This window comes from Rasiella rasia (genome assembly GCF_011044175.1).
Taxonomy (GTDB): domain Bacteria; phylum Bacteroidota; class Bacteroidia; order Flavobacteriales; family Flavobacteriaceae; genus Marinirhabdus; species Marinirhabdus rasia.
Map to the genome: position 1 here is coordinate 2,399,061 of NZ_CP049057.1, position 25,440 is coordinate 2,424,500.

The 25,440-nt window shown below is 38.2% G+C and carries 21 protein-coding genes and 1 tRNA gene; 12 read left to right on the forward strand and 10 right to left on the reverse strand.

The window, feature by feature from the left end; genetic code table 11:
• The first annotated feature begins 133 nt into the window (after positions 1-133).
• Positions 134-1,057 carry a nicotinic acid mononucleotide adenyltransferase gene (locus G5B37_RS10840; protein ID WP_164680051.1) on the forward strand — a complete coding sequence of 308 codons (924 nt, stop codon included), beginning with the start codon at positions 134-136 and terminating at the stop codon, positions 1,055-1,057.
• Positions 1,058-1,216: 159 nt separating this feature from the next.
• Here the strand turns inward: G5B37_RS10840 and nadD are convergent, their stop codons facing one another.
• From nadD to G5B37_RS10860, 4 genes are all read right to left on the reverse strand, one after another.
• Positions 1,217-1,813 carry a nicotinate (nicotinamide) nucleotide adenylyltransferase gene (nadD, locus tag G5B37_RS10845; RefSeq protein ID WP_164680052.1) on the reverse strand — a complete coding sequence of 199 codons (597 nt, stop codon included), beginning with the start codon at positions 1,811-1,813 and terminating at the stop codon, positions 1,217-1,219.
• Positions 1,794-2,399 carry a guanylate kinase gene (gmk, locus tag G5B37_RS10850; protein ID WP_164680053.1) on the reverse strand — a complete coding sequence of 202 codons (606 nt, stop codon included), beginning with the start codon at positions 2,397-2,399 and terminating at the stop codon, positions 1,794-1,796. The genes nadD and gmk overlap by 20 nt, the downstream gene beginning before the upstream one ends.
• Entirely contained in the window at positions 2,399-3,256 is an 858-nt protein-coding gene (locus G5B37_RS10855) for a YicC/YloC family endoribonuclease (protein ID WP_164680054.1), read from the reverse strand. Before G5B37_RS10855 ends, gmk begins: the two co-directional genes overlap by 1 nt.
• A gap of 154 nt (positions 3,257-3,410) precedes the next feature.
• On the reverse strand, positions 3,411-4,367 hold the full coding sequence (locus G5B37_RS10860; protein WP_164680055.1) for a YheT family hydrolase: 957 nt from the start codon (positions 4,365-4,367) through the stop codon (positions 3,411-3,413).
• 101 nt (positions 4,368-4,468) lie between these two features.
• On the opposite strand from G5B37_RS10860, the gene G5B37_RS10865 reads away from it, so the two are divergent.
• The 3 genes from G5B37_RS10865 to G5B37_RS10875 are packed head-to-tail and all read left to right on the forward strand — an operon-like array spanning position 4,469 to position 6,485.
• Complete coding sequence (locus G5B37_RS10865; RefSeq protein ID WP_164680056.1) at positions 4,469-5,059, forward strand: TetR/AcrR family transcriptional regulator; 591 nt, start codon at positions 4,469-4,471, stop codon at positions 5,057-5,059.
• 42 nt (positions 5,060-5,101) lie between these two features.
• Positions 5,102-5,965 carry an alpha/beta hydrolase gene (locus G5B37_RS10870; RefSeq protein WP_164680057.1) on the forward strand — a complete coding sequence of 288 codons (864 nt, stop codon included), beginning with the start codon at positions 5,102-5,104 and terminating at the stop codon, positions 5,963-5,965.
• Positions 5,966-6,008: 43 nt separating this feature from the next.
• Entirely contained in the window at positions 6,009-6,485 is a 477-nt protein-coding gene (locus G5B37_RS10875) for an acyl-CoA thioesterase (RefSeq protein ID WP_164680058.1), read from the forward strand.
• Between the two features lie 61 nt (positions 6,486-6,546).
• On the opposite strand, the gene G5B37_RS10880 is transcribed toward G5B37_RS10875, so the two are convergent.
• Genes G5B37_RS10880 through G5B37_RS10890 form a run of 3 tightly spaced genes read right to left on the reverse strand, consistent with a single transcriptional unit; the run spans position 6,547 to position 8,232 of the window.
• A complete protein-coding gene (locus G5B37_RS10880) occupies positions 6,547-6,912 on the reverse strand; it encodes a nuclear transport factor 2 family protein (protein WP_164680059.1) in 366 nt (121 codons plus the stop codon).
• A 56-nt stretch (positions 6,913-6,968) separates the two neighbouring features.
• Positions 6,969-7,868 carry a DMT family transporter gene (locus G5B37_RS10885; RefSeq protein WP_164680060.1) on the reverse strand — a complete coding sequence of 300 codons (900 nt, stop codon included), beginning with the start codon at positions 7,866-7,868 and terminating at the stop codon, positions 6,969-6,971.
• Positions 7,869-7,875: 7 nt separating this feature from the next.
• Positions 7,876-8,232 carry an arsenate reductase family protein gene (locus tag G5B37_RS10890; protein ID WP_164680061.1) on the reverse strand — a complete coding sequence of 119 codons (357 nt, stop codon included), beginning with the start codon at positions 8,230-8,232 and terminating at the stop codon, positions 7,876-7,878.
• Positions 8,233-8,313: 81 nt separating this feature from the next.
• Between G5B37_RS10890 and G5B37_RS10895 the strand changes: the two genes are divergently transcribed.
• Positions 8,314-8,769 (forward strand): DinB family protein, encoded by a 456-nt coding sequence (locus tag G5B37_RS10895; protein WP_164680062.1) that lies wholly within the window; start codon positions 8,314-8,316, stop codon positions 8,767-8,769.
• Between the two features lies 1 nt (position 8,770).
• On the opposite strand, the gene G5B37_RS10900 is transcribed toward G5B37_RS10895, so the two are convergent.
• Entirely contained in the window at positions 8,771-9,532 is a 762-nt protein-coding gene (locus tag G5B37_RS10900) for a DUF3298 and DUF4163 domain-containing protein (RefSeq protein WP_164680063.1), read from the reverse strand.
• Between the two features lie 51 nt (positions 9,533-9,583).
• On the opposite strand from G5B37_RS10900, the gene G5B37_RS10905 reads away from it, so the two are divergent.
• Entirely contained in the window at positions 9,584-10,753 is a 1,170-nt protein-coding gene (locus tag G5B37_RS10905) for a cystathionine gamma-synthase (RefSeq protein WP_263649866.1), read from the forward strand.
• Between the two features lie 66 nt (positions 10,754-10,819).
• Here G5B37_RS10905 and G5B37_RS10910 read toward each other — a convergent pair whose 3' ends face one another.
• Positions 10,820-11,632: a THC0290_0291 family protein gene (locus tag G5B37_RS10910; RefSeq protein ID WP_164680065.1), complete on the reverse strand. Its 813-nt coding sequence runs from the start codon at positions 11,630-11,632 to the stop codon at positions 10,820-10,822.
• 165 nt (positions 11,633-11,797) lie between these two features.
• Here G5B37_RS10910 and gdhA point away from each other — a divergent pair, with 165 nt between their 5' ends.
• The 6 genes from gdhA (at position 11,798) to G5B37_RS15285 (ending at position 19,026) form a co-directional block, all read left to right on the forward strand.
• Positions 11,798-13,141: an NADP-specific glutamate dehydrogenase gene (gene gdhA / locus G5B37_RS10915; RefSeq protein WP_164680066.1), complete on the forward strand. Its 1,344-nt coding sequence runs from the start codon at positions 11,798-11,800 to the stop codon at positions 13,139-13,141.
• 119 nt (positions 13,142-13,260) lie between these two features.
• Entirely contained in the window at positions 13,261-15,555 is a 2,295-nt protein-coding gene (porZ, locus tag G5B37_RS10920) for a type IX secretion system anionic LPS delivery protein PorZ (RefSeq protein WP_164680067.1), read from the forward strand.
• Positions 15,555-16,274: a DNA repair protein RecO gene (gene recO / locus G5B37_RS10925; protein ID WP_164680068.1), complete on the forward strand. Its 720-nt coding sequence runs from the start codon at positions 15,555-15,557 to the stop codon at positions 16,272-16,274. Before porZ ends, recO begins: the two co-directional genes overlap by 1 nt.
• Positions 16,271-18,670, forward strand: a complete 2,400-nt coding sequence (locus G5B37_RS10930; RefSeq protein WP_164680069.1) for a TonB-dependent receptor — start codon at positions 16,271-16,273, stop codon at positions 18,668-18,670. The genes recO and G5B37_RS10930 overlap by 4 nt, the downstream gene beginning before the upstream one ends.
• Before the next feature lie 114 nt (positions 18,671-18,784).
• Positions 18,785-18,858 (forward strand) — tRNA-Asn (locus G5B37_RS10935).
• A gap of 60 nt (positions 18,859-18,918) precedes the next feature.
• Positions 18,919-19,026, forward strand: coding sequence for a hypothetical protein (locus tag G5B37_RS15285; RefSeq protein WP_404814794.1), 108 nt, complete (start codon positions 18,919-18,921; stop codon positions 19,024-19,026).
• Positions 19,027-19,038: 12 nt separating this feature from the next.
• On the opposite strand, the gene G5B37_RS10945 is transcribed toward G5B37_RS15285, so the two are convergent.
• Positions 19,039-25,329, reverse strand: coding sequence for an HYR domain-containing protein (locus tag G5B37_RS10945; RefSeq protein ID WP_164680070.1), 6,291 nt, complete (start codon positions 25,327-25,329; stop codon positions 19,039-19,041).
• Positions 25,330-25,440 lie beyond the last annotated feature (111 nt).

Sequence of the window (25,440 nt, forward strand, 5' to 3'; positions counted from 1 at the left end):
CAAAAATACGGAAAATTAAAGTCTACATAAACTCCTTATAATCAGCTTAATAAAAGTTTGGCATGCTTTTAGATTTTCCAAAGTGAAACAACACCCATTGTATTTAGGTACAATAGGTTTAAAACGAACGGTTATGAAGACATTAAAATTATTTTTCGGATTTGCCTTATTGGCTTCGGTAGTTACTTCTTGTTATGTAGAAGAGGTTGTGGTTGTAGATCAAGATCCATACGTAGACCCAGTGCCTTCTATTTCTTTAAATCAGTTGCTGTCTAGCTACGAGTTATGGTATGTAGATATTAATCGTTCTAATGCAGCTGGAGAACATCCATTTATGCAATTGGCGTTTACAATGTCTTTTAGAAATGGAACTGTCTTTGCCAACAATAACTTGGTAGGTATTGGAGACCAGGGTTATGGTTTTGGAATAGACGTAGGGTTTTATGATGCATATAACTATGTGCTTGATATTTCTCACGATTTAGATGGTTTTAATAGTTTTGATGTAACCCAGTTAAGCACAACAGAAATAGAATTGTACCATCCTCCAACAGGGGTTCGTTATGTCTTAGTTGGATATCAGCGAAATAATTTCGACTACGATTTACTGTTCTATGAAAATATTCACTATTTCATTCAGGAATATACGGCTTGGGAAAAAGTGAGTACAGAAGGAGGTTCACCTAACGAGTTTGATAATGAAGACTTCCTTCAGTTTTTACCGGGAGGTGGTGATGGTAACTTTAGAAGTTCACAAGATCCTGTAGGTAGCGATATATACGACCTGTATTGGGACTACACAGGAATTTACAATGTAGATGATGTGCCTGGAAATGGGTATTTGAAATATTTAACATTGGATTATGATTACCTGGGCAATGAATACTTTGAATTGAACGTTATTAATGACAACAGAATAGAATTGTACCACGAAACCTCTGGCACAGTTTATACGTTTAGAGGAAAAGGATACATTCAGTATAAAAATAGCCGCGGAAAATTAAGAATTCCAAAAGCGACGATAGAAAAACAAATGAAGAAGATTAGTGTGCTTTAAAACACCTCACTTCATAGATATTTACAACTTTTTGGTTGGTTATGACCGCCCCAAAATTCAGTCTTGAATAGAGGGGCGGTTTCTTTTTTGGTCGGTCGTTAGGTCTAATTTGTTATCCTTACCCGTATATAATTAGTGTATACGGCAGCCTCTAAAAGATTATCTATAAAAATTCATCTCATCTAGATACTCCCAGACATTCTGCGCGAGCATGGGCCTACTATTTTTTCCATCCTTTATGGCATTCCTAATAAACGTTGAAGAGAGTTCTATGATAGGAGCAGCAATGCGATTAATTTTTGGGTGATCTTTAAACTGATTTTCTACCAGACCTCCTGAAACCCTAGGGTAGACATAAAGCTCATGTCGCTCTAAAATCACTTCATAGTTTTTCCATTTATGAAGACTCTTTAAGTTGTCTTCGCCCATAATTAAGCAAAATTGTTGCCCAGGATATTTTTCCTCCAAAACGGCTAGTGTATTAACCGTGTAATTGGGTTGTGGCAAATCGAATTCTATAGTGCTTGCTTTTAATTTTGGATAGTCCTCTAGAGCTATTCTAACCATCGCTAGACGGTGGTGGTTGTCTAGTAATGTACTTTTCTTTTTATGCGGATTGTGTGGCGTAACTACCATCCAAACTTCATCTAACCCACCAAATTCTACCATATAATTGGCAATAATAAGATGCCCAATATGTATCGGGTTAAAAGTGCCAAAGTAGAGCCCAATACTTTTATTCTTCTTCGGTGACATCGTCAAAAATAGGTTTAGCAATATGCTGCGCAACAAGTCTTTCTGCTTCTGCCAAAGCATGCTCGAGCGTGTCGTTTTCAATAATATAATCGAAACGAGGTGCTGTGGCCATCTCTACACTTGCTTTCGCAATGCGCATATTAATTTTTTCGTCGCTTTCTGTCTTACGCTTTTTCAATCTAATTTTAAGCTCTTCTACACTCGGAGGTTTTACAAACACAGCCAAAGTACGTTCGGCGTACTTTTTCTTAATTCGCAATCCGCCTACAACATCAATATCAAAGATTACGTTTTTCCCCATGGCCCAGATCCGTTCAACTTCACTATGCAAGGTGCCGTAAAAGTTATCGCGATATACTTCTTCCCATTCTAAAAAAGCGTCTGTTTTCATTTTATGTTTGAAATCTTCTAGGGTTAAAAAGTAGTAATCTTTGCCGTGTACTTCTTCACCTCTTGGTGCTCTTGAAGTTGCAGAGACAGAAAATTCTAAATTCAATGCTTTAATCCCCAGTAAGTGTCGTACAATGGTTGTTTTGCCACTGCCAGAAGGGGCAGAGAATACAATTAATTTACCTCCTTTATTCATTACAATACGTTGAGTGCTTGTTCTTTAATTTTTTCCAACTCATCTTTCATTTGTACTACAAGTTGTTGCATGGGTGCAAAATTAGATTTTGAACCAATAGTATTAATCTCACGTCCAATTTCTTGAGTGATGAAGCCTAATTTCTTACCGTTAGAGTCGTCAGAATTGATAGCCTCTCTAAAATAATTGAGGTGATTTTCTAAACGTACCTTTTCTTCAGTAATGTCGTATTTCTCTAAGTAGTAAATTAATTCTTGTTCAAACCTATTTTCGTCTACACGTTCCTTTATTTCAGATACTGCATTACGCAAGCGTTCTCGCACATTATCCATGCGTTCACCGTCTATAGTAGCTACTTCGGTAAGCAGTTTTTCTATTGTGTCTATGCGTTCTAGAAAATCGTTTTTAAGTACATTACCTTCGTCGCTTCGGTACGTGTTAATTTCTTGTAATGCAATGGTCACCGCTTTTAAAATTTCAGCAAATTCATTGTCGTCAATCTCTTCACGCTCTGTTTTTAAAGCATCTGGCATACGCACGGCCATTTTTAGCAGTTCAGTTTCGTCGCCGGCCACTACGTTCTTTAATTGTGCTATGTATTCTTGTACTACAGCTTCGTTCACCTTTGTATTGGTAGCCTCTCCTGTCATTTCAATAAAGAGATTAAAATCTACTTTTCCTCTGGTAAGCGACTTTGCCAATAGATTTCTAATGGTAAGTTCCTTTTCTCGATACGACGATGGAATGCGGGTGTTTAAATCGAGATTTTTACTGTTTAAAGATTTAATTTCTACTGTAATCTTTTTGGTAGGCAGCTGTATGATGTGCTTGCCATAACCAGTCATAGACTGAATCATAGGTAAATAATTTGTGCAAAGATACGCATTTGTGCGCCTCTAGCATGTTTCGTTAGTCTTGCCTTTTATTCTGAAATGATTATAGCATTCATTTTGTTTTATATCATGCAACATTTGGGCAAGATCTTACTAATGTTTTTTAGACGAAATTGTATCAGCTATTTATAAATTCAAGAGTCCTTTTTTCAGAATAATATACCTTGTTGTTTATATGAAAGCCTACATGACCGCCATGTCTCGGACTCTCAAGAAAAATGTTTTTGGAGTTCGAAGCAATGTCTATTGGATAGCATTTTTCAGAAAGAAAACTATCGTTTAAGGCGTTTAAAATCAAAACTTTGGTAGTTATGCTAGGCAAGAATTGAAGACTACTGCTCTTCTCATAATAATCGTATGCATCGTTAAAGCCATGTGCCGGGGCAGTGTAGAGGTTGTCAAAGTCTAATAAAGTGCGTACTTTTTTGTACTCTGTTGTACTCATTTGTTCTGGAAAATGACTCATTTTACGTTTGTACTTCCCCTTTAAATCATTAATAAAGGTATGATTGTACACAAAATTTTCAAGTTTAATAAGCTGCTCTAAAGAACCGCTTAGATGAAGTGGTGCTGAAATAGAAACCCCTGTTTTTAGCTCCTTAGGAATGGTTTGCCGTTCACCTAAATATTTAAGGACTAAGTTACCTCCTAAACTGAAACCAACTAACGCGATTTCGGCATATGTATTTTTTTCGAGTATGTAATCTATCAGTTCGGCAAGATCTTCGGTTCTTCCTGAGTTATAAGATAAGTACAACCTGTTTTCTTCACCGCTACACCCTCGATGATTCATAGCAGCGACATTCCAACCGTGTTCTGTAAATATTTTGGCTTGCCCCTGCATATACACGCGCTGTGCGTTTCCTTCAAGACCATGCAATAAAATAGCCACTTTAGAACTGGGTTTTATAGGAAATGACCAATCGATATCTATAAAATCACCATCATTTAATTCTAAGCGTTCTCGCTGTTGTACAACCTTGGGAACTGGGCGTAATTTGGCAGAATAAATAGTAGAAAAATGACCGTTTTTAAACAATCCTTTTGCTGTATATGTAGAATTAATGATGGGCATTGTACGGCGCTTGAAGCAATTGAATCTTACCGCGCGAATATACAAATGAAAATTTATCTTAATACCATGTTTTATTTAGATACCAATTGGTATCTTTGCATATGCGTAACGCCGAGTTTACTAAAGAACATATTATAAAAGAGAGTGCTAACCTGTTTAATACACAAGGATACAAGGCTACCTCTATAAGTGATATCACCAAAGCTACAGGACTTACCAAGGGAGCTATTTATAGACATTTTGAGAATAAGAGCGACTTAGAACAACAAGCGTTGCGAAGTTTGGGAAAAGTTATGTTTTCTGAATTAGGACAGTCTATTCAAGAAGCACAGACGTTTCAATTAAAAATGGAAGCCACCTTTAATTTTTTTGAAACATATATGCACACACCACTGTATGATGGGGGATGCCCTCTTATGAATGCAGCTGTAGAAGCAGATGATACAAATACGGTACTTAGACAACAAGCTTTTAATATGTTAGCGCAATTAAAGGCGTCTTTATGTAAAATAGTATCCAATGGTATAAAGAACAAACAGGTGCGGCACACGGTAGACGCTCCTTTTTATGCTACTATTTTTATTGCAACGTTAGAAGGAGGAATTATGATGAGTAGGTTAGAACGCTCTACAGATGCAATACATAAAACAATTGCGCATTTGAGAAACTTAGTGGAGGAAATTTCGATTTAAAAAAATTTTAATTCTAAGATACCAATTGGTATCTAAATAGTTATGAAGAAAATAATTACAAAAGCTATAAGTTTATTTATTAACAGTACGGCTGTAATCGCTCCAAAATGGAATGCAGAACAATCTTTTAAATTATTGTGCAAGGTGCGCCGGGTAGGTTTTACAGAAAAAGGCAAGCAATTTTTAGCTACTGCAACGACTTCACATATAGATGTGGGAGCACACACTGTAGCTTTGCACCGTTGGGGAACAGGCCCAAAAAATATTCTTTTCTTGCACGGTTGGATGAGTAACAGTCAGCGCTGGCGTCCTTATATAGCTAAACTAGATTTAAGTCAGTATACAGTGTATGCGTTAGATTTTCCAGGGCATGGTATGGCCAAAGGCAATGCTCTTAATGTTGAAATTTGCAGAAAGGCATTGGTAAAGGTTATAGAGCTTACGGGACCCGTAGATACTTTAATTTGTCATAGTTTGGGGTGTTTGGTGGCAGCGTATACGTATTTGCACAATCCAAAAATTAATATAAATCGATTTGTACTAATGGGTGCCCCTTCTGGGATGAATGCCATTTTCGAATATTTCCAGAGTTTACTTAAGCTTTCACCAAAAGCCATTCAAAATTTACACGGAAAGGTAAATTCGGTATTGCAAATACCCTACGAAAAAGTTGAAATGTCTAACTTTTTCAACACATCAAAAAGTCCTCTTCTGGTAATTCATGACGAATCTGATACTGTGACGCCCTTTCTGCCCATTAAAGAGGCATTTCAGCTAAATAAAAAGATAGACACACTAATTACTAGCGGACTAAAACACGATTTGAAAAGCGAAAGTGTTTATACCGCTGTAATAAATTATATAAACAATAAACCACGAGAACTGAATCAAAAACATTCTGCATAATATTGTGGAATATTTATTTTCTTCTAAAAATCTAAACTAATTTATGTATACAAAAGAATTTGAAGTTAGATGGAACGATATTGATGCTAATAGGCATCTAGCCAATAGTGCCTACATTAATTATATGAGCCATACGCGCCTTAGTTTTATGCAAAAAAATGGCTTTGGTCAAGCCGATATGGTACGTCATAATATTGGGCCCGTAGTTTTCTACGAACATATGTTTTACTTCAAGGAAGTGTTCCCAGGAAAACCCATTAAGGTTTCAATGGAGCTAAAAGGAATTAGCGAAGATGGAATGTACTTTTCGTTTCTGCACAACTTTTACGACCAGCGAGGTAGAAATTTAGCTCGCTGCGAAATGATGGCTGGCTGGATAGATTTAAACACACGAAAGTTAAGGGCAATACCTGAAGAATTACTAGAAAATTTAAATACCCTAAGTAAAACAGACGACTTTTATACAATCACAAAAGAACATACTAGAAGGCATGGGCAACTACCCATAGATTTAAAATAGTATATAAGGTGAATAAAAAAAGGGGAGCGTTTTAACATTCCCCTTTTTTTTGCGTAATCTGTTACTCTTCTGTATTGTAGAAAAACTGCTCTCTCACAATTTTTCCATCTTTTACTTCATACACTCCTAATTCTTGCATAGTGCTTCGTTGTCCGCTTGGCTTATGAGTAATGTCCATTTCATGCCGTACGCTAAACCAATTATCTGCTACTGTAGGTTCACTTGTTTTCGCGCTATGTACTTCAAAATTTTCCTGCCACCATTGCCCTTTTTTGGCAATAGCTTCCATTCCTTTTGAGATTTGATGCTCGCTTCCTTCCATCTCTACACTTACAATATTCGGGCTGTAAAGTTGTTCGTAGCATTTTTGCTCTTCTCCTGCATTACACCAGGCAACTAAATTATTTGCAATTTCTTCAGTTTTCATGTCTATAATTTTAAAAGTTAGGACATTAAAGATACAATATTATCCTTGCTATTATATTATGTTTTTGTCAAGCTTTTTTTCTTCCTTGTAGTTAGAAACACTCCTGTAAAGATAAGAATAGCAGCAATGAGCCTAAGTGAGGTAAGTTTGTCTGCCCCAGAGAGAATGGCAAACGCCACTGCTATTAGAGGCTGTAAGTACATAAATGCACCTATAACTGAAGGACTAAGCTGTTTAAGCGCATAAATATTGAAAAGATAGGTAAGTACCGTAGTTCCTAAAACAACGAACAGTAAGGCTCCTAGATCTTCAAACGCTAAAGAAAACCAGCTAACTTCAGCAAATTGTAAGTACCCAATGGGTAGATTAATAAAGACTGCAATCAAAAATAAATACTTCATTAAGGTAATAGAATTGTATTTTGCTACTAGTGGCTTTACAAGTATTAAGTAGAAAACATAAGAAACGGCATTCACAATAAACAACAGATTGCCTAAAGGTATGTTGGAGGCATTGGGCTGGGTTTTTGCGCCAAAAAGTATAAGAACTAAAGCCCCTGCAAGGCCAAGACAAACACCCATAGCTTTTAACCAAGTAATGCGTTCTTTTAAAATAATTGCAGAAAGAATAAGTAAGAGTACCGGAGAAATGGTGATTATTACACTACTGTTAATTGGCGTAGAAAGTTCTAACCCCTTAAAAAACATATTCATATTAATAACCATCCCAAAGGCAGCACACCCTATAATTCTAAGCCAATCTTTTCGATCAATTTTTTCTGAAGGGTAGAAAAAACTAATCAGCCAAAATACCAATGTTGCCCCACTCACACGTAATAAAATAAAGCCGTACGGACCTATTACATCTGGCATTAAACCTTTTGCAATAGTGTGGTTTATTCCATAAATACTACTGGCGGCCGTTGCGGCAAGTAAGGCAAGTATTCTTGGGTTCATTCAAAAGTTAATTACCGTGAATAGAGTTTTTAGCTGCGGCCACAGTTTTTTTAGAATTACCTATAAATATTTCATCGTTGTTTACAATAATAGGGCGCTTTAAAAAGGTGTAATGTTCTAAAAGCAAATTGAGATAATCTTCGTCTAAGAGCGTCTGGTTTTTAAGGTCACGTTCTTTATACAACCGAGCGCGTTTACTAAAAAGAGCTTCGTAGTTATGAGTCATGTTATAGAGCTCTTCTATTTCTTCTTCGGAAATTCCCTGAGTTTTCAAATCTTGCTTAATAAAAGACTGAGGAATCTCTAGTTCTTTCATAATGCGTTTACAAGTATCGCAGGTGCTTAAATAATAAATTTTTTTCATGGTCTTAGGCTGAAGAATTTAATCTACAAAGTAACTCGAATTTGATGTGTATTTCTGTTATTTTAGAGGAAAATTAACGTTATGAAATTCACGCTGGACATTACTTTAAAAACGCGAAAGATTTTTTTTCACTTTCTAGAAACATTATCGCTTGAACAGCTTAACAAAATTCCTGATGGATTTAATAACAATGTGTTTTGGAATATAAAACACTGTGTAGTAGTACAGCAAATGTTGGTATATGGATTGTCAAGCCTTCCATTGCATGTTTCTTCGGAAGAGGTGATGCGCTACAAAAAAGGAACAAAACCTGAAGGGTTGGTAGCTCAGGAGGAGGTAGATCTCTGTAAAAAACAACTTTTTGACTTACTGAAACAAACCGAAACAGATGCGAACAACCAATTGTTTAAGACCTATAAAGAATACACGGTTACAACAAAAACAACGCTTACCAGTACACAAGAAGCTATCGAGTTTAATAACTTTCATGAAGGTGTCCATCTAGGGTATGTAATGGCACTATTAAAAAACGTCTAACTTATTCAACAGGGATTTTCAGCAAATCCTTTACATCAGAAATTGGGATATCTACCGTAATAGGGCCTGCAGCATATGGGGCAATTTCGTATTGGTTGTAATGTAGCATTATAAATTCTTTAGAAACTCCTACCGTTTCAGGAAGATAAAACGCATCGTCTTCAAACCAAAATCCTGTCGCGTTAATGCTTCCGTTCTTTGGTATTTCATAAGAGGTTCTAAAAGCAGCTTCTGCAAGCTTTGAAAATGCGTCAACATCATTAAACAAGTCTTCATAATATAGAGCATCTCCGGTTTTAGGATGATAGTTTTTATAGTTTACCGCGCCATAACCATGAGCTCCTCCTGTATATAGGTAATTTCGAAAACTAACAGATAAAATGTCTTTACTGTTATAAATAGGGAGTACGGTAATTTCGGCAAAATATTCTGCCGAAAGGTCTGGAAACTCGGCACTGTGAGTTCGATACATAGAAATAAAATCTTCCATTGCTTGCTCTATTGTAGAGGCATTACTACCTGCTTCTTCCTCGCCAATATAAAGGGACTGAATCACAAAATTTTTAATATCAGCATTTACTGCAGATGTTGCTTTCTCGGCGCCACCAACCTCAAAATATTCCATATCAATATCGGGGCAACTCATGGTGCTGCATGACTTTAAAACTTTCGAAGACTTAATAACTGTTGTTGTGTTCAATGCTTTCTTACAACTTGCAAAGAGTGCCAAAACTGTTAAGAGAAGATAAATTTTGTTATTCATAGGTTAAAAATACGACAGTTTTTTTGATACCAAAGTAAACTCGTACTTTTGATGCTTCTAAAAAGAGATACAAAACATATGAAATTTAACACCAAAACTATACACGGAGGGCAGCACGATACAGATCCAGCTTATGGCTCTGTTATGCCTCCAATTTACCAGACTTCCACGTACGCACAATCTACTCCAGGAGGGCACAAAGGGTTCGAATATTCTCGAAGTGGAAATCCTACCAGAGCTGCTCTAGAGCGATCTTTGGCAAGTATAGAAAATGGAAATTTTGGTTTGGCATTTGGAAGTGGTTTGGCTGCAATAGATGCCGTAGTTAAGCTTTTACAACCAGGTGATGAGGTTGTTTCTACAAACGACTTGTACGGCGGTAGCTATCGTCTATTCACGAAAATATTTGAAGGTTTTGGCATTAAGTTTCATTTCATTGGAATGGAAAATGCAGCCAATATTGAAAAGTATATAACCGACAAAACAAAACTGATTTGGGTAGAAACGCCAACTAATCCAATGATGAATATTATAGACATTAAGGCAGCTGCTGCCATTGCCAAGAAGCATGATATCTTACTTGCAGTAGACAATACTTTTGCAACTCCCTACCTACAGCAACCTTTAGATTTAGGCGCAGATATCGTTATGCATAGTGCTACAAAGTACTTGGGCGGACATAGCGACGTTGTGATGGGAGCTTTGGTGGTAAAAGACAAAGAACTTGCAGATAGATTATACTTTGTGCAGAACGCGAGTGGCGCTGTTTGTGGGCCACAGGATAGTTTTTTAGTGCTTCGCGGTATTAAAACCCTTCATATACGTATGCAACGTCATTGTGAGAATGGAAAAGCTATTGCTCAGTATTTAAACCAGCACCCAAAGATAGAAAAGGTGTACTGGCCTGGTTTTGCAGACCATCCAAATCATGAAATTGCAAAATCACAAATGCGCGATTTTGGCGGCATGATTTCATTTGTGACCAAAGGGAACGATTACAATGAAGCTATAAAAATTGTTGAAAATCTTAAGGTGTTTACGTTGGCAGAGAGCCTTGGTGGCGTAGAAAGTCTGGCAGGTCACCCTGCGAGTATGACGCATGCGAGTATCCCAAAAGAGGAACGTGAAAAGACAGGTGTTGTAGATTCGTTGATAAGACTGTCTGTAGGTATCGAAGATATAGACGACCTTATTGCCGATTTAGAACAAGCTATTGGATAGTAATAACTAAATAGAATAAAAAAAACCCGCTGCAACTGCAGCGGGTTTTTTTATATTTTTCTGTTGTTAATCTAGATAGTAGATATAACCGATATTTAACCAATAAATCCACTCATTGGCTTTGTTTTCAGGAACAGGAACCTCCTCATTGTTTTCAAGCGTCGGGTTAAGTCCGTCAAGGTAATCTGTGAAGTAATAGGTCCAACGACTATCAAGCATTAAGTCACTTAATGGGGTTAATTTATAGCGAATCCCCACACTAGTTACAATACCCCATGTAGAACCACCTTCTTGCTGAAAAGCATTTCGGTATTTTCTAGGAGTAGTTGCGAGTGGTCCCCCCACAATATTTAGTTCTCCTAAGTCTGAATAGACTTCAGGGTCATAACTAACATAGTGTGCTCCAAGCGATATAAAAGGTGCAATTTTATACGAACCAGCAGCAAAATCACGAATACTTAATGGAAAATACTCCAGTTGAGAACCAATTTCTATTACCTCAGTAGAACCTTTCATGGCACGTAGCTGATCTGCAAATTGTCCTGTCTGATCTGGATCTACCCAACGGCCAAAATGTTCTAGATTGGTTTTGTGGTAATCTATTTCGTTTCTAATTTTAAAGTGATCGTTAAAGTATGTATCACGGGTATAACAGTTACAATCAGCTCTATACGAAAAGTTTAGGTAGTGAATAAGTCCAACACCAAAGCCTACATTACCAGCATTGGTTTCAAAGTCGTTTCGCTGTCCAAAGTCAGAATACAGGGCAACAGGTCCGGTAATAATTCCTACTTCGTGCGAAAATCCAAGTTGGCTGTAAACATCCTGTTTAGCAAGGGCTAAGAGGAGAAATACCAATAGCAATATCCTGGTATTCATTGTATTTTAGGTTTAGATTGAGACGTAACAAATATATAAAAACATATCTAACGGGAAAATATATCCCCAACATTTAGCTTATTGCTTAAAAAAAGCAGTGTTTTTTTAGATATAACTTATATTTGCACCTTATAAACGAACTCACCTTCAATAAAGTATAATATAATGAAAGAAAGCATTAAAGATTTTATTTCTGAAGTAGAAAAAAGAAATCCAAACGAACCTGAATTTATTCAAGCAGTGACTGAAGTTGCTGAAACTGTAATCCCATTTATAGAGAAGAATGAAAAGTACCAGGGTAAGAAATTGTTAGAGCGCATGGTAGAGCCAGAGCGTACCATTATGTTTCGTGTGCCATGGACAGACGATAGTGGAGAAATTCAGGTGAACAGAGGGTACCGAGTAGAGTTTAACTCTGCCATTGGGCCATATAAAGGTGGATTGCGTTTTCATCCATCGGTAAATCTAAGTATTCTTAAGTTTCTTGGATTTGAACAGGTATTTAAAAATAGCTTAACCACATTACCAATGGGTGGTGGTAAAGGAGGTAGCGATTTCAACCCAAAAGGAAAGAGCGATGCAGAAGTAATGCGATTTTGCCAAAGTTTTATGACAGAGCTTTCAAGACATATTGGCCCTAATACAGATGTACCTGCCGGAGATATTGGTGTGGGAGGTCGTGAAATTGGTTATATGTTTGGTCAATACAAACGTCTTCGTAACGAATTTACAGGTGTATTAACTGGTAAAGGAATCACCTACGGCGGATCGTTGATTCGTCCAGAAGCTACAGGATATGGTAATGTGTACTTTGCTAAAAACATGCTTGCTACAAAAGGCGAGAGCTTTAAAGGGAAAACGGTTGTTATTTCTGGTTCCGGTAATGTAGCACAATACGCAGCACAGAAAACTATGCAATTTGGAGGTAAAGTAATTACCATGTCAGATTCTGGTGGTTATATAGTTGATGAAGAAGGAGTGAACGAAGAGAAGCTGGCTTTTATCATGGAGCTAAAAAATGTAAAGAGAGGAAGAATTAAAGAATATGTAGATACATACCCTTCGGCTAGATACCATGAAGGAAAACGTCCTTGGGGAGAGAAATGCGACATTGCACTTCCATGTGCTACACAAAATGAGTTAGACGAAAGCGAAGCAAAAGCGCTGCTAGATAATGGTTGTATTTGTGTGAGTGAAGGAGCTAATATGCCATCTACGCCAGAGGCTATTGAAGTATTTCAAAAAGGAAAAATCCTATTTGCCCCTGGAAAAGCATCTAATGCAGGTGGTGTTGCTACCTCTGGACTAGAAATGAGCCAGAACTCATTGCGACTTAACTGGACGGCGCAGGAAGTTGATGAAAAATTACATAACATTATGAACGATATACATGCTGCCTGTGTTACCTATGGTAAAGATGGTGATGGCTATGTAGATTACGTGAAAGGTGCTAACATCGCTGGTTTTGTGAAAATAGCCGAGGCTATGCTTGCACAAGGAGTTGTATAATCACACGTTCGGTGAAATTGAAAGGCTATCTGATTAAAAGATAGCCTTTTTTTGTGCGCTCTTTCTTGCAATAAATACTATTTTAGCGTGTTATAGATTCTGAAAGCTTATATGACTTTATGAAGTACATTTTCTTATTACTTTTTCTGACAGTAAATTTTGCCAGCTTCCATGCGCAAAACTTTGAAGACGAATGGACAGGACATTTCTCTTATGTTTCTATTCAGGCAATCTCGCAAGGGAACGACAAAATATATGCGGCAGCAGAAAATGCTATTTTTTCATACGATTTATCCACGCAAGAAATAGAAACACTCTCAACCATTAACGGACTTTCAGGCAACTTAATTTCTACCCTTTACTATAGCGAAGAATATGGCTTGCTTATCATTGGCTATGAAAACGGATTAATGGAAGTGGTTATCGATGGGGATGAAAACATTTTAACAGTTGTAGATATTCTTAATAAACCCACTATTCCTCCAAATCAAAAACGTATTAATCAGTTTAATGAGTACGACGGAAATCTCTATATCGCAACAGATTTCGGTATTTCAGTTTTTGATCTTGGCCTGCTTGAGTTTGGAGATACTTATTTTATTGGCGACTTAGGATCTCAAATTAATATTACAGGAACAGCAGTGCAAGGGTCATTTATTTATGCTGCTACTAGAGGAAATGGTATAAGACGCGCCATGGTGAATGACGATAATTTGATAGATTTTGAACAATGGACTCAGATTGCCGGAGGGACATATTTAGGAATTACACAAGCTGGAAATCAAGTATATACCGCCAACACTAATCAGCTATACTCTGTGATTGGCGGCTTGCAAATAGTGGCAACAACAAGTGAACAAATTTTAGAAATTAATGGCCAAAATAATCTCATAAACCTCACTACAGCAAACACATTGCAAACCTACGATGAAACAATCGCCCTTGTTGCCTCTAGCAATAGTATAAACGGTGTAGATGAATATGAGTTACAAACAGGATTTTCTCACGATAATAAACAGTACCTCGGCACATCAGAACTAGGGCTGTTTGAAATTCCTTTTGCGAATAGTCAGGCAACACAAATCTTACCAGATGGCCCCTTGTTTAATAGCTCGTTTTCTATAGATGCCTCTCCCGGACAGGTCTGGGTGAATTTTGGAGATGTAACGGTTAGTTTCGACCCTTTTCCTATAACAAAAAAAGGGATTAGCAATTTGAGAGAAGGCGAGTGGTTTAATATTCCGTACGAGGAGCTTACCGAAACTTTAAATAAGGAAGCGAACGACTTAGTACGCGTAAAAATTAATCCGAATAATGCTAATGAGGTTTTTATGACGTCTTTTCAGAAGGGAATACTTCAAATTGACGATCAAAATCCCATTAAGTTATTTGATGAATCTAACTCGTCACTACAAATTACTGATGGAAATCCGAATTTCGGAATTCGTATTTTCGGACTAGACTACGATAGACAAGGAAATCTATGGGCGGTGCAAGCTAAAGATGAAAAGGGACTCATAAAAATTACTCCAGAAGGACAGTTAATACAGAACGATATTTCTAGTGTATTTAATTTCGACAATCCACCTTTGGCACTTACCGAAGTGGCTACTACTCGAGAGAATTTTGTTTTCTTTGGCGCAAATACCGATGGATTGGTAGCCTTTAATCCAGCAAATGGACAGGTAAAAAAGATAGGAACAGAAATTGGCAACGGAAATCTTCCAGACAATACTATTAGAGCACTAGCCACAGACAATAATAATAGATTGTGGATTGGTACTTTAAAAGGACTTCGCGTACTTTTTAATCCAGGATCATTTTTTGAAGAAGGCGCAAATATAGATACTCAGGCCATTATTATTTTAGAAGATGGCGTACCTCAAGAATTACTTTTTGAACAAGTAATTACCGATATTGAGGTAGACGGCTCAAATAACAAATGGATTGCAACAGCGAGCTCTGGAGTCTTTTACCTTTCGCCCAACGGTCAGGAAACACTACTTAGATTTACCGCAGAAAATTCACCGTTGCCTTCTAATAATGTACAGGGAATCGCTATAGACTCTTTTACTGGCGTGGTATACTTTGCTACAGTAAACGGTTTAGTAGCCTTTAAAGGCACTTCTACAGCTCCTAGAGACAATTTAGAAGGAGTATATGCCTATCCAAACCCTGTAAGACCTGGCTTTACTGGAAATGTAACTATAGATGGACTAACAGCAAACGCCAATGTAAAAATTACAGATATTGAAGGCAGTTTAGTGTTCGAAACTACTAGCGAAGGCGGAAGTGTGCTTTGGGACACCACAGCTTTTGGTAAATATAAAGTTGCTTCGGGAGTGTATTTAGTTATTATAACTGCCGAAGACGCCTTAGAGACAAAAATTTCTAAAATTATGGTGATTAGGTAATGGTTGTTACCACCAAGGCCATAGTGCTCTCCACCCTTAAATATGGCGAATCAGATCTTATAGCACACTGTTTCACAGAAACGGATGGTAGAAAAAGCTACTTGCTAAAGCGTGTTTTAAAAAGCAAGCGAGGTGCGTTAAAACCTTCTCAGTTTATACCGTTAACCCAATTAGAAATAGTAGCTAATCATAAAAACAAAGGAACACTTGAGTATATTAAAGAGGCAAAAGTGTATTCTCCATATCAATCACTACATACCAATGTGGTGAAATCTTCTTTAGTAATGTTTCTTTCTGAAATATTAAAAGACACCATCCAAGAAGAAGAAAAAAATAGCCCTTTATTTCAGTTTTTAACTGCATCATTTAATTGGCTAGATTCAGGTGATTCGTATGCGAATTTTCATATATTATTTTTACTGAAGTTAACCCAGTATTTAGGGTTTTATCCAGATACTTCAGAGGGGGTTTCTACCTATTTTAATATCATGGACGGACGCCTTCAAAATACATATGCCAATCAATACTGTGAGGAAGGTGCTCATGTATTAATTTTTCAGCAATTTTTCGGCATAAAATTTGAGGCATTGTCGCAAATCAATATTACTAAAATAGAGAGATTAGAGGTGCTTAATTTACTGATGCGATATTATCAAATTCACTTACAGGGTTTTAAAAAACCGAAATCTCTCGAAATACTTAACCAACTATTCCAATGAGCATACGCCTACTAACAACCACCCTTTTAATTTTATTTTTTACTAACCTTTCAGCCCAACAAATTATAGTACTTGATCAAGAATCTAAACAACCCATCGCAGGGGTTGCTTTGTTTAATTCGGAAAAGTCTACTTCTGCAATAACCGATTTCGATGGTCATGTAGATATTTCGGTTTTTGATGCTTCAGAAGTAATTACTTTTCAGCACGTTTCGCATGTAGCTTATTCGGTACAAAAAAACAATATTACCAATGGTCTAGTCTATCTATCTGAAGATACTAGTGTGTTGGATGAAGTAGTGCTGTCTGTATCCAAATTTGGTCAAAGCAAAAGAGAAGTACCGCAACAAATAGTGAGTGTAACCAGTGAGGATATTCTGTTTGGCAATCCGCAAACAGCAGCAGATTTGTTGGAGAGTAGCGGAAAAGTATACGTTCAAAAAAGCCAGTTAGGCGGTGGTAGCCCGTTAATTAGAGGTTTTTCTACCAATAGATTGTTAATTGCAGTAGACGGTGTACGTTTTAACACCGCTATTTTTCGCGGCGGAAATGTACAAAATGTCATCTCTATAGATCCATTTGCCATAGAACGTACGGAAGTTATTTTAGGCCCTGGTTCAGTTCCTTACGGAAGTGATGCGGTTGGGGGTGTAATGAATTTTTATACAAAAAAGCCGAAATTTTCTTTCGAAGAAGGCATGGCGCTTTCCGGAAATGCGACAGCTCGATATGCTACCGCAAACTCAGAAAAAACAGGTCATTTCGATTTTAATATCGGACTCAAAGAATGGTCTTTTTTAACCAGTGTTACGTATAGTGATTTTGATGATTTGCGAATGGGAAGCAATGGTCCAGACGACTATTTGCGACCTGAGTATGTAGAAATTATTAATGGTGTTGATACCGTTGTGCCTAACGACAACCCTTTGGTACAACGTCCAACAGGTTATAATCAGATTAACGCCATGCAAAAAGTGCGATACATGCCTACAGAGAACTGGGACTTTAATTTAGGCTTGTTTTACACTACCACAAGCGATTATTCTAGATACGATAGGCTTATTCGTGAAAGAGACGGTGTACTTCGTTCTGCAGAATGGTATTATGGTCCACAAGAATGGATGAGTGGAAATTTGCAGATTACTAATAAAGGAACTGGTATTTACGATGAAAGTAACTTAACCTTGTCGTTTCAAAATTTTAAAGAAAGCCGAAACGATCGCGATTTAGGTGCCACTACATTGTTTGAAACCGATGAAGAAGTAAACGCATATACTGCTGGATGGGATTTTACTAAGAAATTCGGTAAAAACACGCTGTTTTATGGGCTCGAGTATGTTTTTAATAAAGTAAATAGTGTTGGTCAGCAAACAGATGTTTCTACTGGAGTAAGTAGCCCAGACGCTTCTCGCTATCCAGATGGAAGCACTTGGCAATCGTTAGCAGCCTATGCTAGTTTACAATCTAAATTTACAGACAATCTTTCGTTTCAAGGAGGATTGAGGTACAACCAGATTTTAGTAGATGCTACTTTCGACACACAATTTTTTAATTTTCCTTTTTCCGAAGCAAACATAAACACAGGTGCACTAACGGGAAGTGCTGGTTTTGCATGGCAAGCAAGCGACATACTAGGGTGGAAACTAAACTTTGGTACCGCCTTTAGAGCGCCTAATATTGACGATATAGGAAAGATATTTGATAGCGAGCCAGGAAGTGTAGTAGTGCCAAACCCTAATTTAAAACCTGAGTATGCTTATAATGGTGAGCTAGGAGCTACCTTAGACTTTAGCAAGGTGGTTACTATAGAAATGTCTACTTTTTATACCGTATTAAATGATGCCCTTGTACGACGTGATTTTTCACTAAATGGTGAAACTGAAATAGATTATCAAGGAGAAGCTAGTACTGTACAAGCAATACAAAATGCAGCCAAAGCCGAAGTCTATGGTTTTGAAGTTGGAATGGAAATTAACTTTTCCGAAGCATTGCAACTAACTTCGCAATATAATATTACAGATGGTTTTTCTGAAGAAGACGATGGCACTCGCGCACCGAGTAGGCATATTGCTCCAATGTTTGGTAACACACACTTGCTATTTAAATGGAATAAGTTAAAACTTGATGCTTTTGGAGAATATAATGGGCAATTCGATTTTGAAGATTTAGCTCCTAGCCAACAGAGTAATGCATTTTTATATGCACTCGACGAAAATGGGAACCCATTTGCACCAAATTGGCTTACCTTGAATTTTGGTGCGCAATATGATATTACAGAGGCATTGCAAGTAAACGCGGTGCTAGAAAACATTACCGATGAGCGATATAGACCGTACTCAAGTGGTATTGCAGCAGCAGGTAGAAATTTGATTGTGGCAGCTAGCTATAGCTTCTAAACTAAAAAATACGAATTTACGCTAAAAAAGTGTTTCTGTTTTTTTGCATACTTAAAAAATAGGTTATATTTGCATCCGCAAAAAGGGTGATCCCTTTTGTTGTCTATATGACATTCCTCTTTAGCTCAGTTGGTTAGAGCATCTGACTGTTAATCAGAGGGTCCTTGGTTCGAGCCCAAGAAGAGGAGCGATTTAAACCCCAGTTAATTTAGCTGGGGTTTTTTTATGTCTACATTCTTTACTCTAAAATACTTGATCAATTTTATACTGGGGCAACTGCTAATATTGATCAGAGACTTGTTATTTTTTTCTTTTTATTCATTTTAACCTTTCAAAGGCATAAAAGTTTTGCTTAGCAAGGCAATCTTTCAATTTTTCACCAACTGTTTAGTTACCAGACCCAATTCTGTTTTTATAAGTATCATATAGGTGGCGCTTGCTAATTCTGAAATATCTATTTTCATTTCTGAAAGTTCCTTGCTTGCATCTAAGGTCTTTATCAAACGTCCTGTTACATCGTAAATATGCACGTCTTGTAACGGAATGTTCTGCGGATTGTTCAATAGTATGAAGTCTGTAGCAGGGTTTGGATACATGCTTACGCTTGAAATATCAAAGCTATTATCACCTATTCCTAGTACGGCTTCTACAGTAAGATTGAAAGTACAGTCTGTCTCATTACCTGAAGCATCAGATACGGTAATAGTCACCGGATACACGCCTGGGGCTAACAAGTCACCAACTGCTGGTGATTGACTTACAACATTGACAGGGTCTGTACAATTATCTGTAGCAGTTACCGCTCCTGATGTGATAAAGTTTTCTACTTCATACTGAGTTCCTTCTATAGTTTGTACTGTAAAGTCTACAGGACAATCTAATTCTGGAGCTATTTCATCAAGAACTGTTACTGTTGCGGTACATGTGGCAGTGTTCCCTGAAGGGTCTTCTACTGTTACCGTTACCACAACTGGTGTTCCTACATCATCACAGTTAAAATCTGTAATGTCTGCAGAGGTTTGAGCAATACCACAGATATCGTCGCTCATCACCACAAGGTCTGCTGGGTCTATACTCGCCTCTCCATTTGCATCGAGTGATACGGTAAGATCCATACAACTAACTGTTGGAGCTATTACATCTTCTACTGTTAGCGTTGCTGTACATGTTGAAGTATTACCACCATCGTCTGTAACTGTTATGGTTACCGTGTTGTCTCCTACATCTGCACAAGTAAATGTGTCTGGAGATACACTAAAAGTAAGGTTCGTGCCCCCACAAGCGTCTGTAGACCCTCCATCGAAGATGGATGCATCTATAATACTAACCATTCCTAGTGCATCTAACTGCACGCTAGCGTCTTGGCAGACTGCATTTGGCATAACACCATTCTCTACAGTTACTATAGCTGTACAGCTGCTGCTTAATCCTCCAGCATCTGTAGCAGTAAGGGTTACAATATTGTCACCGAGGTCTGCACAGGTAAAGCTGTCTATATCGATACTCAAGCTTGTAATTGCACAGTTATCGGTAGAACCTCCATCTACATCGGCGGCTACAATGGTAGCATTTCCTGTAGCATCTAGCATCACTGTAATATCTTGACAAACCGCCATTGGTGGATCATCGTCTGTTACTGTTACCGTAAAGCTACACGTAGCTGTGTTTCCATTAACATCTACTACAATAAACTGGTTCGTGGTAACCCCTATCGGGAATATTTCACCACTAGCAATACCTGCTTGTTGAACAACAAAGTCGATACCACAGTTATCGGTTCCTACAGGAAGTGGGAAGGTAACGGTAGCGCCACATTCACCATTGTTAGTAGGAACAACTATATCTGCTGGACAGAAAATCATTGGTGCTATGTTGTCTTCTACGGTTACTACAGCTACACAAGAGCTTGTATTTCCGTTTACATCAGTTACCGTTAGTGTTACATTGTTTGGTCCAACATTAGAACAATCGAAGGTATCTATATCGACTGCAATAGACGCTATTCCGCAGGCATCGGTAGAACCTCCGTCAACATCGGCAGCTACGATATTTGCATCGCCGTTAGCATCTAGTTGGATTGTGATATCCTGACACACTGCAGTTGGTGCTACGTTGTCTTCAACGGTTACTGTTGCGGTACACGTACTGCTGTTTCCGTTTACATCGGTTACTGTTAAGGTTACTGTGTTAGCCCCTACATCGGCACAGGTAAATGTACTTGGAGAAATCCCAAGCGCAGCGATTCCGCAGTTATCTGTAGAGCCACCATCGATATCTCCAGGGGTAATACTAGCATTTCCTGTAGCATCTAGTTGTACGGTGATGTCTTGGCAAACAGCAACAGGAGGTTCGTTGTCTACAACGGTTACATCGAAGGTACAGGTCGCTGTATTTCCAGAAGGATCGGTAGCCGTTGCGGTAACGGTTGTGGTTCCCACTGGGAAACTTGTTCCTGGATCTTGAGAATATGTTACCACAGCGCTACAGTTATCGGTTGCAGTTGCTGCAAAAGATACGATGGCTGCACACGCTCCTGGATCGTTATTTACCGAAATATCTCCCGGGCAAGTTATTGCAGGCGGAATCATATCTTCAACAGTAACCATAGCTGTGCATGAATCTGAATTTCCTGCTGCATCCGTTACCGTTAGGGTAACCTGGACAGCAGCACCCACATCTGTACAACTAAACGTATCTATATCTACCATGTAGGAAGTGATCCCTATATTATCTGTAGAGCCACCATCTACATCTTGTGCATTTATCATTACACTTCCACTTGCATCTAATTGTACAGTTATATCTTGGCATACGGCTGTGGGAGGTATATTATCTGCAAGCAACACAACATCATTTCCATCTCCGCCAGTGTAACTAATAGCTCCAGTGAATGACCCTATGGTTACCTGAGCGTTTTGAGGCAAGGCATTAAATATACCTGTAACGGCATCTATGCCATCATTATTTATAATAATCAGTTCTTCAGCACCATTGGGCATAAAACCACCTAGAAGTTCTAAAGTAGCATTGTCTAAACTAATAGCCCCTTCTATATCTAATTGATCATAGTCTGTTCCCGGAGTGGTAGGGCCATTTAAATTTATTCTAATAGTATCATCGCTGGAAAGACTAAGATTAGCTTGTAATCCAAAAATTGAGGCAGCTGTATCACTTCCTGGCGATATGATTCCATTTATAATAAGATTATCTGCCACTACGTGCGGACTTGCATAACCCACCCGATCTTCTATGGTGCCTCCTATGGCTACAGACATTGTGAGATTGTTGGTTTGGGTATCTATATTCCCAATGAATATACTGGCTCCATTAATGTTGACAGGATCTGTGAAAGTAACATCATTTACAGTAACATCTCCTGAGGTAAGTTCACCAAAACTGATGTCTGTAAAACCATCAAGCAAATTGCTAATGGCTTCATTATTTAAGCGTAATTGGTTGTTAAAACCATTTCCTAACCCTATACCTCTGCCTGAAGTTCTTGGCGAGATTACGAGACTTCCGGATGACTGAATAAAATGATCACCTGAATTAAGTAGTCGCACTTCATCATTCTGTATCACACTTATGTTGCCTGAAGCTGTAGGCGAACCTAGCACTCCTTGATTAAAAATATCTTCCGAACTTCCAGTACTCTGGAGCGTAATGTTTGAAGACCCTAAGGAGTTTATGCCGGCCATTGAGCCAAACCCAATGAATTCATAGAAGATTCCATGTTCACCGCCTTGGCCATTTACAAGGATATCCCCTGTAGTAGATTGAACTCTAAAATCATTATTTCCAACAGAGGCAAAATAAATACCTGCATGAATTGGTGTGCCGTTTAATTGCGCCGAATTTGTACCACTTCTCCCTGAAATAGCTATAGTTCCAGAAGTAGTGATTGTTTTTCCGTTCGTCAAAAATGCAACATAGGCGACTGGAGGTAGAGGCCCAGACGGATTAGCACTTAATGTGATATTACCAGAATCTGTAGTAATTATAGCATGTATCTCAAGATCATTTTTAGTAATAAATGAAAGGCTGCCACTTCCTAAGGTGATAGGACTATTAACGGCTACCTCGTTCACATTTTGAATACTGATTCCTGTTCCAACACTACTAAAATCTACAGTAGCATCCCAGTTAATAGTATCATTCCCTGTAATACCGTCAAATTGTATTTCAGAAGTGATATTTGCTAGAGGGACATCCACTGTGTTGTCATTTACTTGAACGACCCCCGCGCCAGTCCCGGTTATTTTTAGGTTCGGATCGAAAATACGTAAATTTCCAGCATTGGTAGTTACCACAAGCGCGTCATTACTAGTGCCTCCATTAACATCTGTAATCGTTAAAAGGCCCGAAGCATCTAAATTCACTTCAGTTTCTGTTGGAGTTGCACCAAGAACAGTTAATTCAATGTCATTACCAGAACCACCTACATAACTAATTTGGTAATCAAATCCACCCTCTATAAATACAGCACCTTCGGGTAAATTTTCAAACGTACCATTTACGGGAGTAGCCCCTGGCACGTCGGCAATGAGAAACGTATCATTAGTAGTTGGCGAATAACCAGCATCTGCTATCAAATTTAATGATGCATTTGAAAGTGTAAGGGTAGAACCTAATAATTGTAAATGATCGTGACCAGAGCCTGCTCCGCTGGTATTGAACAACTCTATTTGCCAGGTGTCGTTAGCACTAAAAACAATGTCACCATTTGTTTGTAGTAGCCCAGCTGAATTTGATTCTCCTGGAGCAATAGCACCTTCAATCGTGGTTTGTGAAGCTATGATATGTGGTCCTGCGGCTCCTGTAGCTTCACTAATTGAACCGTTTGCTTCAATAGTCAATGTATTGGAAGCTGCGTTAAGTTGATTAATTGAAAAATTGTCACCCATAAGCACTATGGGATCTGTAAATGTTGCTGTTCCAATATCGAAATCGCCAGTAGTTGTGTTACCAATTCGGATGAATGAAAAACCATCATTGAATGTAGCCAATGCGGTTGCAGGCAACCTAAGTTGTCCTGGTACAGGGGCAGGTGTACCGAGACCTATAGGAACATTTGAATTGTTGGGTTCTATAATTAGCCCACCGGTAGATTCTAGGGTTGTACCTGCAGTAATGTTCATACTATCTCCAACAAGATGAATCAACCCAGTGGAGGTGTTATCTCCAATAGTACCATTTTGAACGGTTAAATGCGACGAATTGGAGTTTCCATCTGCATTCAATTGGAGTGTTGATGAGATTGACCTTATCGTTGCTTGATTTATTAAAATTGCTTCGCCACTTGTTGCAGCGCTACTTGTACCGTTTATGGTGATGTTTCCATTGGTAAGTATACTACTTCCAACATCCCGTATTTCAAAACCTCTATTTAAGGTTCCACTTCCGGTGGTTCCATTTAAATTTATATTTCCTGTACCAGTTACTTGGCTACCACCAGCTATCCTAACACCATGCCTATTAAATCCATTTCCAGCACCAAATCCGCTTATCGTTGTTTGTCTGCCATCTTTAACAACACTATTATTGCCTAAAAACACGCCGATACCTCCTGAACCTGCCGCTCCAATACCAGATATACTAAGATTTGCAGATCCGTTTGCGTCTAGTACCGAATTGTTATCTACGGACACCCCAATTGCATCCCCATTGGGTCCAGCATCTCCCGATATTCTTAAATCATCGTCTGGATCGTTGAAGAAAAGACCCGTACAACGCACCATACTATCTTCAATCCTAACTCCTGCATTTAGGAAGCCATTTGTGATGTCTAGTTCGCCGTTTATTCTAAGTTTCTCACCTGTCACTTCAGATTGTGAGATTAAGATCCCGTAGTTGCTTGTTCCTGCACCAACCTGAACACTACCATTAAGAGTAACTTCTGCAACCATTACATCCTGATCTATTGTAGAACCATCTGTTATTGCTATACCTTGTGATGTAGTTGTACTAGAACCTCCCACACCTGTTAGATTCAGGTGTAGACCTCTAATCTCAGCAGTGCTATACAAATAAATACCCGTGCTTTCATTTCCACTGTTACCCCCTTTACCAAACATCGATAGATTACCAGTATCCACGTCTATGGTATTTCCTTCCATTACAATGCCTCTAAATTCTCCTGATGAGGATGGAATCTGCTCATTGGCACTTAATGTAATATTCCCCGTGTCTGTAAATAAATCGCCCGTGCCTGTAAAAATTATTGTTTCGGAAGCGTTTACCGATATATTTCCACTTGTTGAAGTTATTGATGCATAAATTCCAACACGATTAAAATTAAATATTTCATAGTCTGTATGACTTATTACAAGATGTGCGAAATGCTCAAAGGTATCATATCCACTTCCCCCGTCAATTAGGATTCCATTCGATATTTGACTAAGTACCACGTTTACTTCGTTTGGGCCAGATTGCGTTACTCCCGCTCCAACGGCCACTACTGAGTTTCCGTTATCGCTACTAATTGTTATCTGACTGCCATTAGGTGACATTCTTAAAACTGAATTAAGGGATCCGTTTTCTTCTGTAATTTGCAGTTCACCACTTACTATTTCAACACGTACGTTTTGCGAAAACATTGTTAGCGTAGTAAACATAAAAAGGAATAGACAAGATTTCTTGAGGGAAGTAATAGTTTTCATAGGTGTAATTTAGAATCACAAAGTAGGGTTCATTACATCAGTTTACAATGGACAATGAATGGACAACACTATCACCATATGCCCATAAATAAAAGTATTTCTGGGAGGTGA

What these genes read in the sequence shown, in the direction of transcription:
- G5B37_RS10930 (WP_164680069.1), top strand. Translation starts at nt 16,271, where the DNA reads ATGAGCATACGCCTACTAACAACCACCCTTTTAATTTTATTTTTTACT.
- G5B37_RS10880 (WP_164680059.1), bottom strand. Translation starts at nt 6,912, where the DNA reads ATGAAAACTGAAGAAATTGCAAATAATTTAGTTGCCTGGTGTAATGCA.
- G5B37_RS10895 (WP_164680062.1), top strand. Translation starts at nt 8,314, where the DNA reads ATGAAATTCACGCTGGACATTACTTTAAAAACGCGAAAGATTTTTTTT.
- porZ (WP_164680067.1), top strand. Translation starts at nt 13,261, where the DNA reads ATGAAGTACATTTTCTTATTACTTTTTCTGACAGTAAATTTTGCCAGC.
- recO (WP_164680068.1), top strand. Translation starts at nt 15,555, where the DNA reads ATGGTTGTTACCACCAAGGCCATAGTGCTCTCCACCCTTAAATATGGC.
- G5B37_RS10875 (WP_164680058.1), top strand. Translation starts at nt 6,009, where the DNA reads ATGTATACAAAAGAATTTGAAGTTAGATGGAACGATATTGATGCTAAT.
- G5B37_RS10905 (WP_263649866.1), top strand. Translation starts at nt 9,584, where the DNA reads ATGCTTCTAAAAAGAGATACAAAACATATGAAATTTAACACCAAAACT.
- G5B37_RS10865 (WP_164680056.1), top strand. Translation starts at nt 4,469, where the DNA reads ATGCGTAACGCCGAGTTTACTAAAGAACATATTATAAAAGAGAGTGCT.
- nadD (WP_164680052.1), bottom strand. Translation starts at nt 1,813, where the DNA reads ATGTCACCGAAGAAGAATAAAAGTATTGGGCTCTACTTTGGCACTTTT.
- G5B37_RS10840 (WP_164680051.1), top strand. Translation starts at nt 134, where the DNA reads ATGAAGACATTAAAATTATTTTTCGGATTTGCCTTATTGGCTTCGGTA.
- G5B37_RS10870 (WP_164680057.1), top strand. Translation starts at nt 5,102, where the DNA reads ATGAAGAAAATAATTACAAAAGCTATAAGTTTATTTATTAACAGTACG.
- gmk (WP_164680053.1), bottom strand. Translation starts at nt 2,399, where the DNA reads ATGAATAAAGGAGGTAAATTAATTGTATTCTCTGCCCCTTCTGGCAGT.
- G5B37_RS10855 (WP_164680054.1), bottom strand. Translation starts at nt 3,256, where the DNA reads ATGATTCAGTCTATGACTGGTTATGGCAAGCACATCATACAGCTGCCT.
- G5B37_RS10900 (WP_164680063.1), bottom strand. Translation starts at nt 9,532, where the DNA reads ATGAATAACAAAATTTATCTTCTCTTAACAGTTTTGGCACTCTTTGCA.
- G5B37_RS10885 (WP_164680060.1), bottom strand. Translation starts at nt 7,868, where the DNA reads ATGAACCCAAGAATACTTGCCTTACTTGCCGCAACGGCCGCCAGTAGT.
- G5B37_RS10910 (WP_164680065.1), bottom strand. Translation starts at nt 11,632, where the DNA reads ATGAATACCAGGATATTGCTATTGGTATTTCTCCTCTTAGCCCTTGCT.
- gdhA (WP_164680066.1), top strand. Translation starts at nt 11,798, where the DNA reads ATGAAAGAAAGCATTAAAGATTTTATTTCTGAAGTAGAAAAAAGAAAT.
- G5B37_RS10945 (WP_164680070.1), bottom strand. Translation starts at nt 25,329, where the DNA reads ATGAAAACTATTACTTCCCTCAAGAAATCTTGTCTATTCCTTTTTATG.
- G5B37_RS10890 (WP_164680061.1), bottom strand. Translation starts at nt 8,232, where the DNA reads ATGAAAAAAATTTATTATTTAAGCACCTGCGATACTTGTAAACGCATT.
- G5B37_RS10860 (WP_164680055.1), bottom strand. Translation starts at nt 4,367, where the DNA reads ATGCCCATCATTAATTCTACATATACAGCAAAAGGATTGTTTAAAAAC.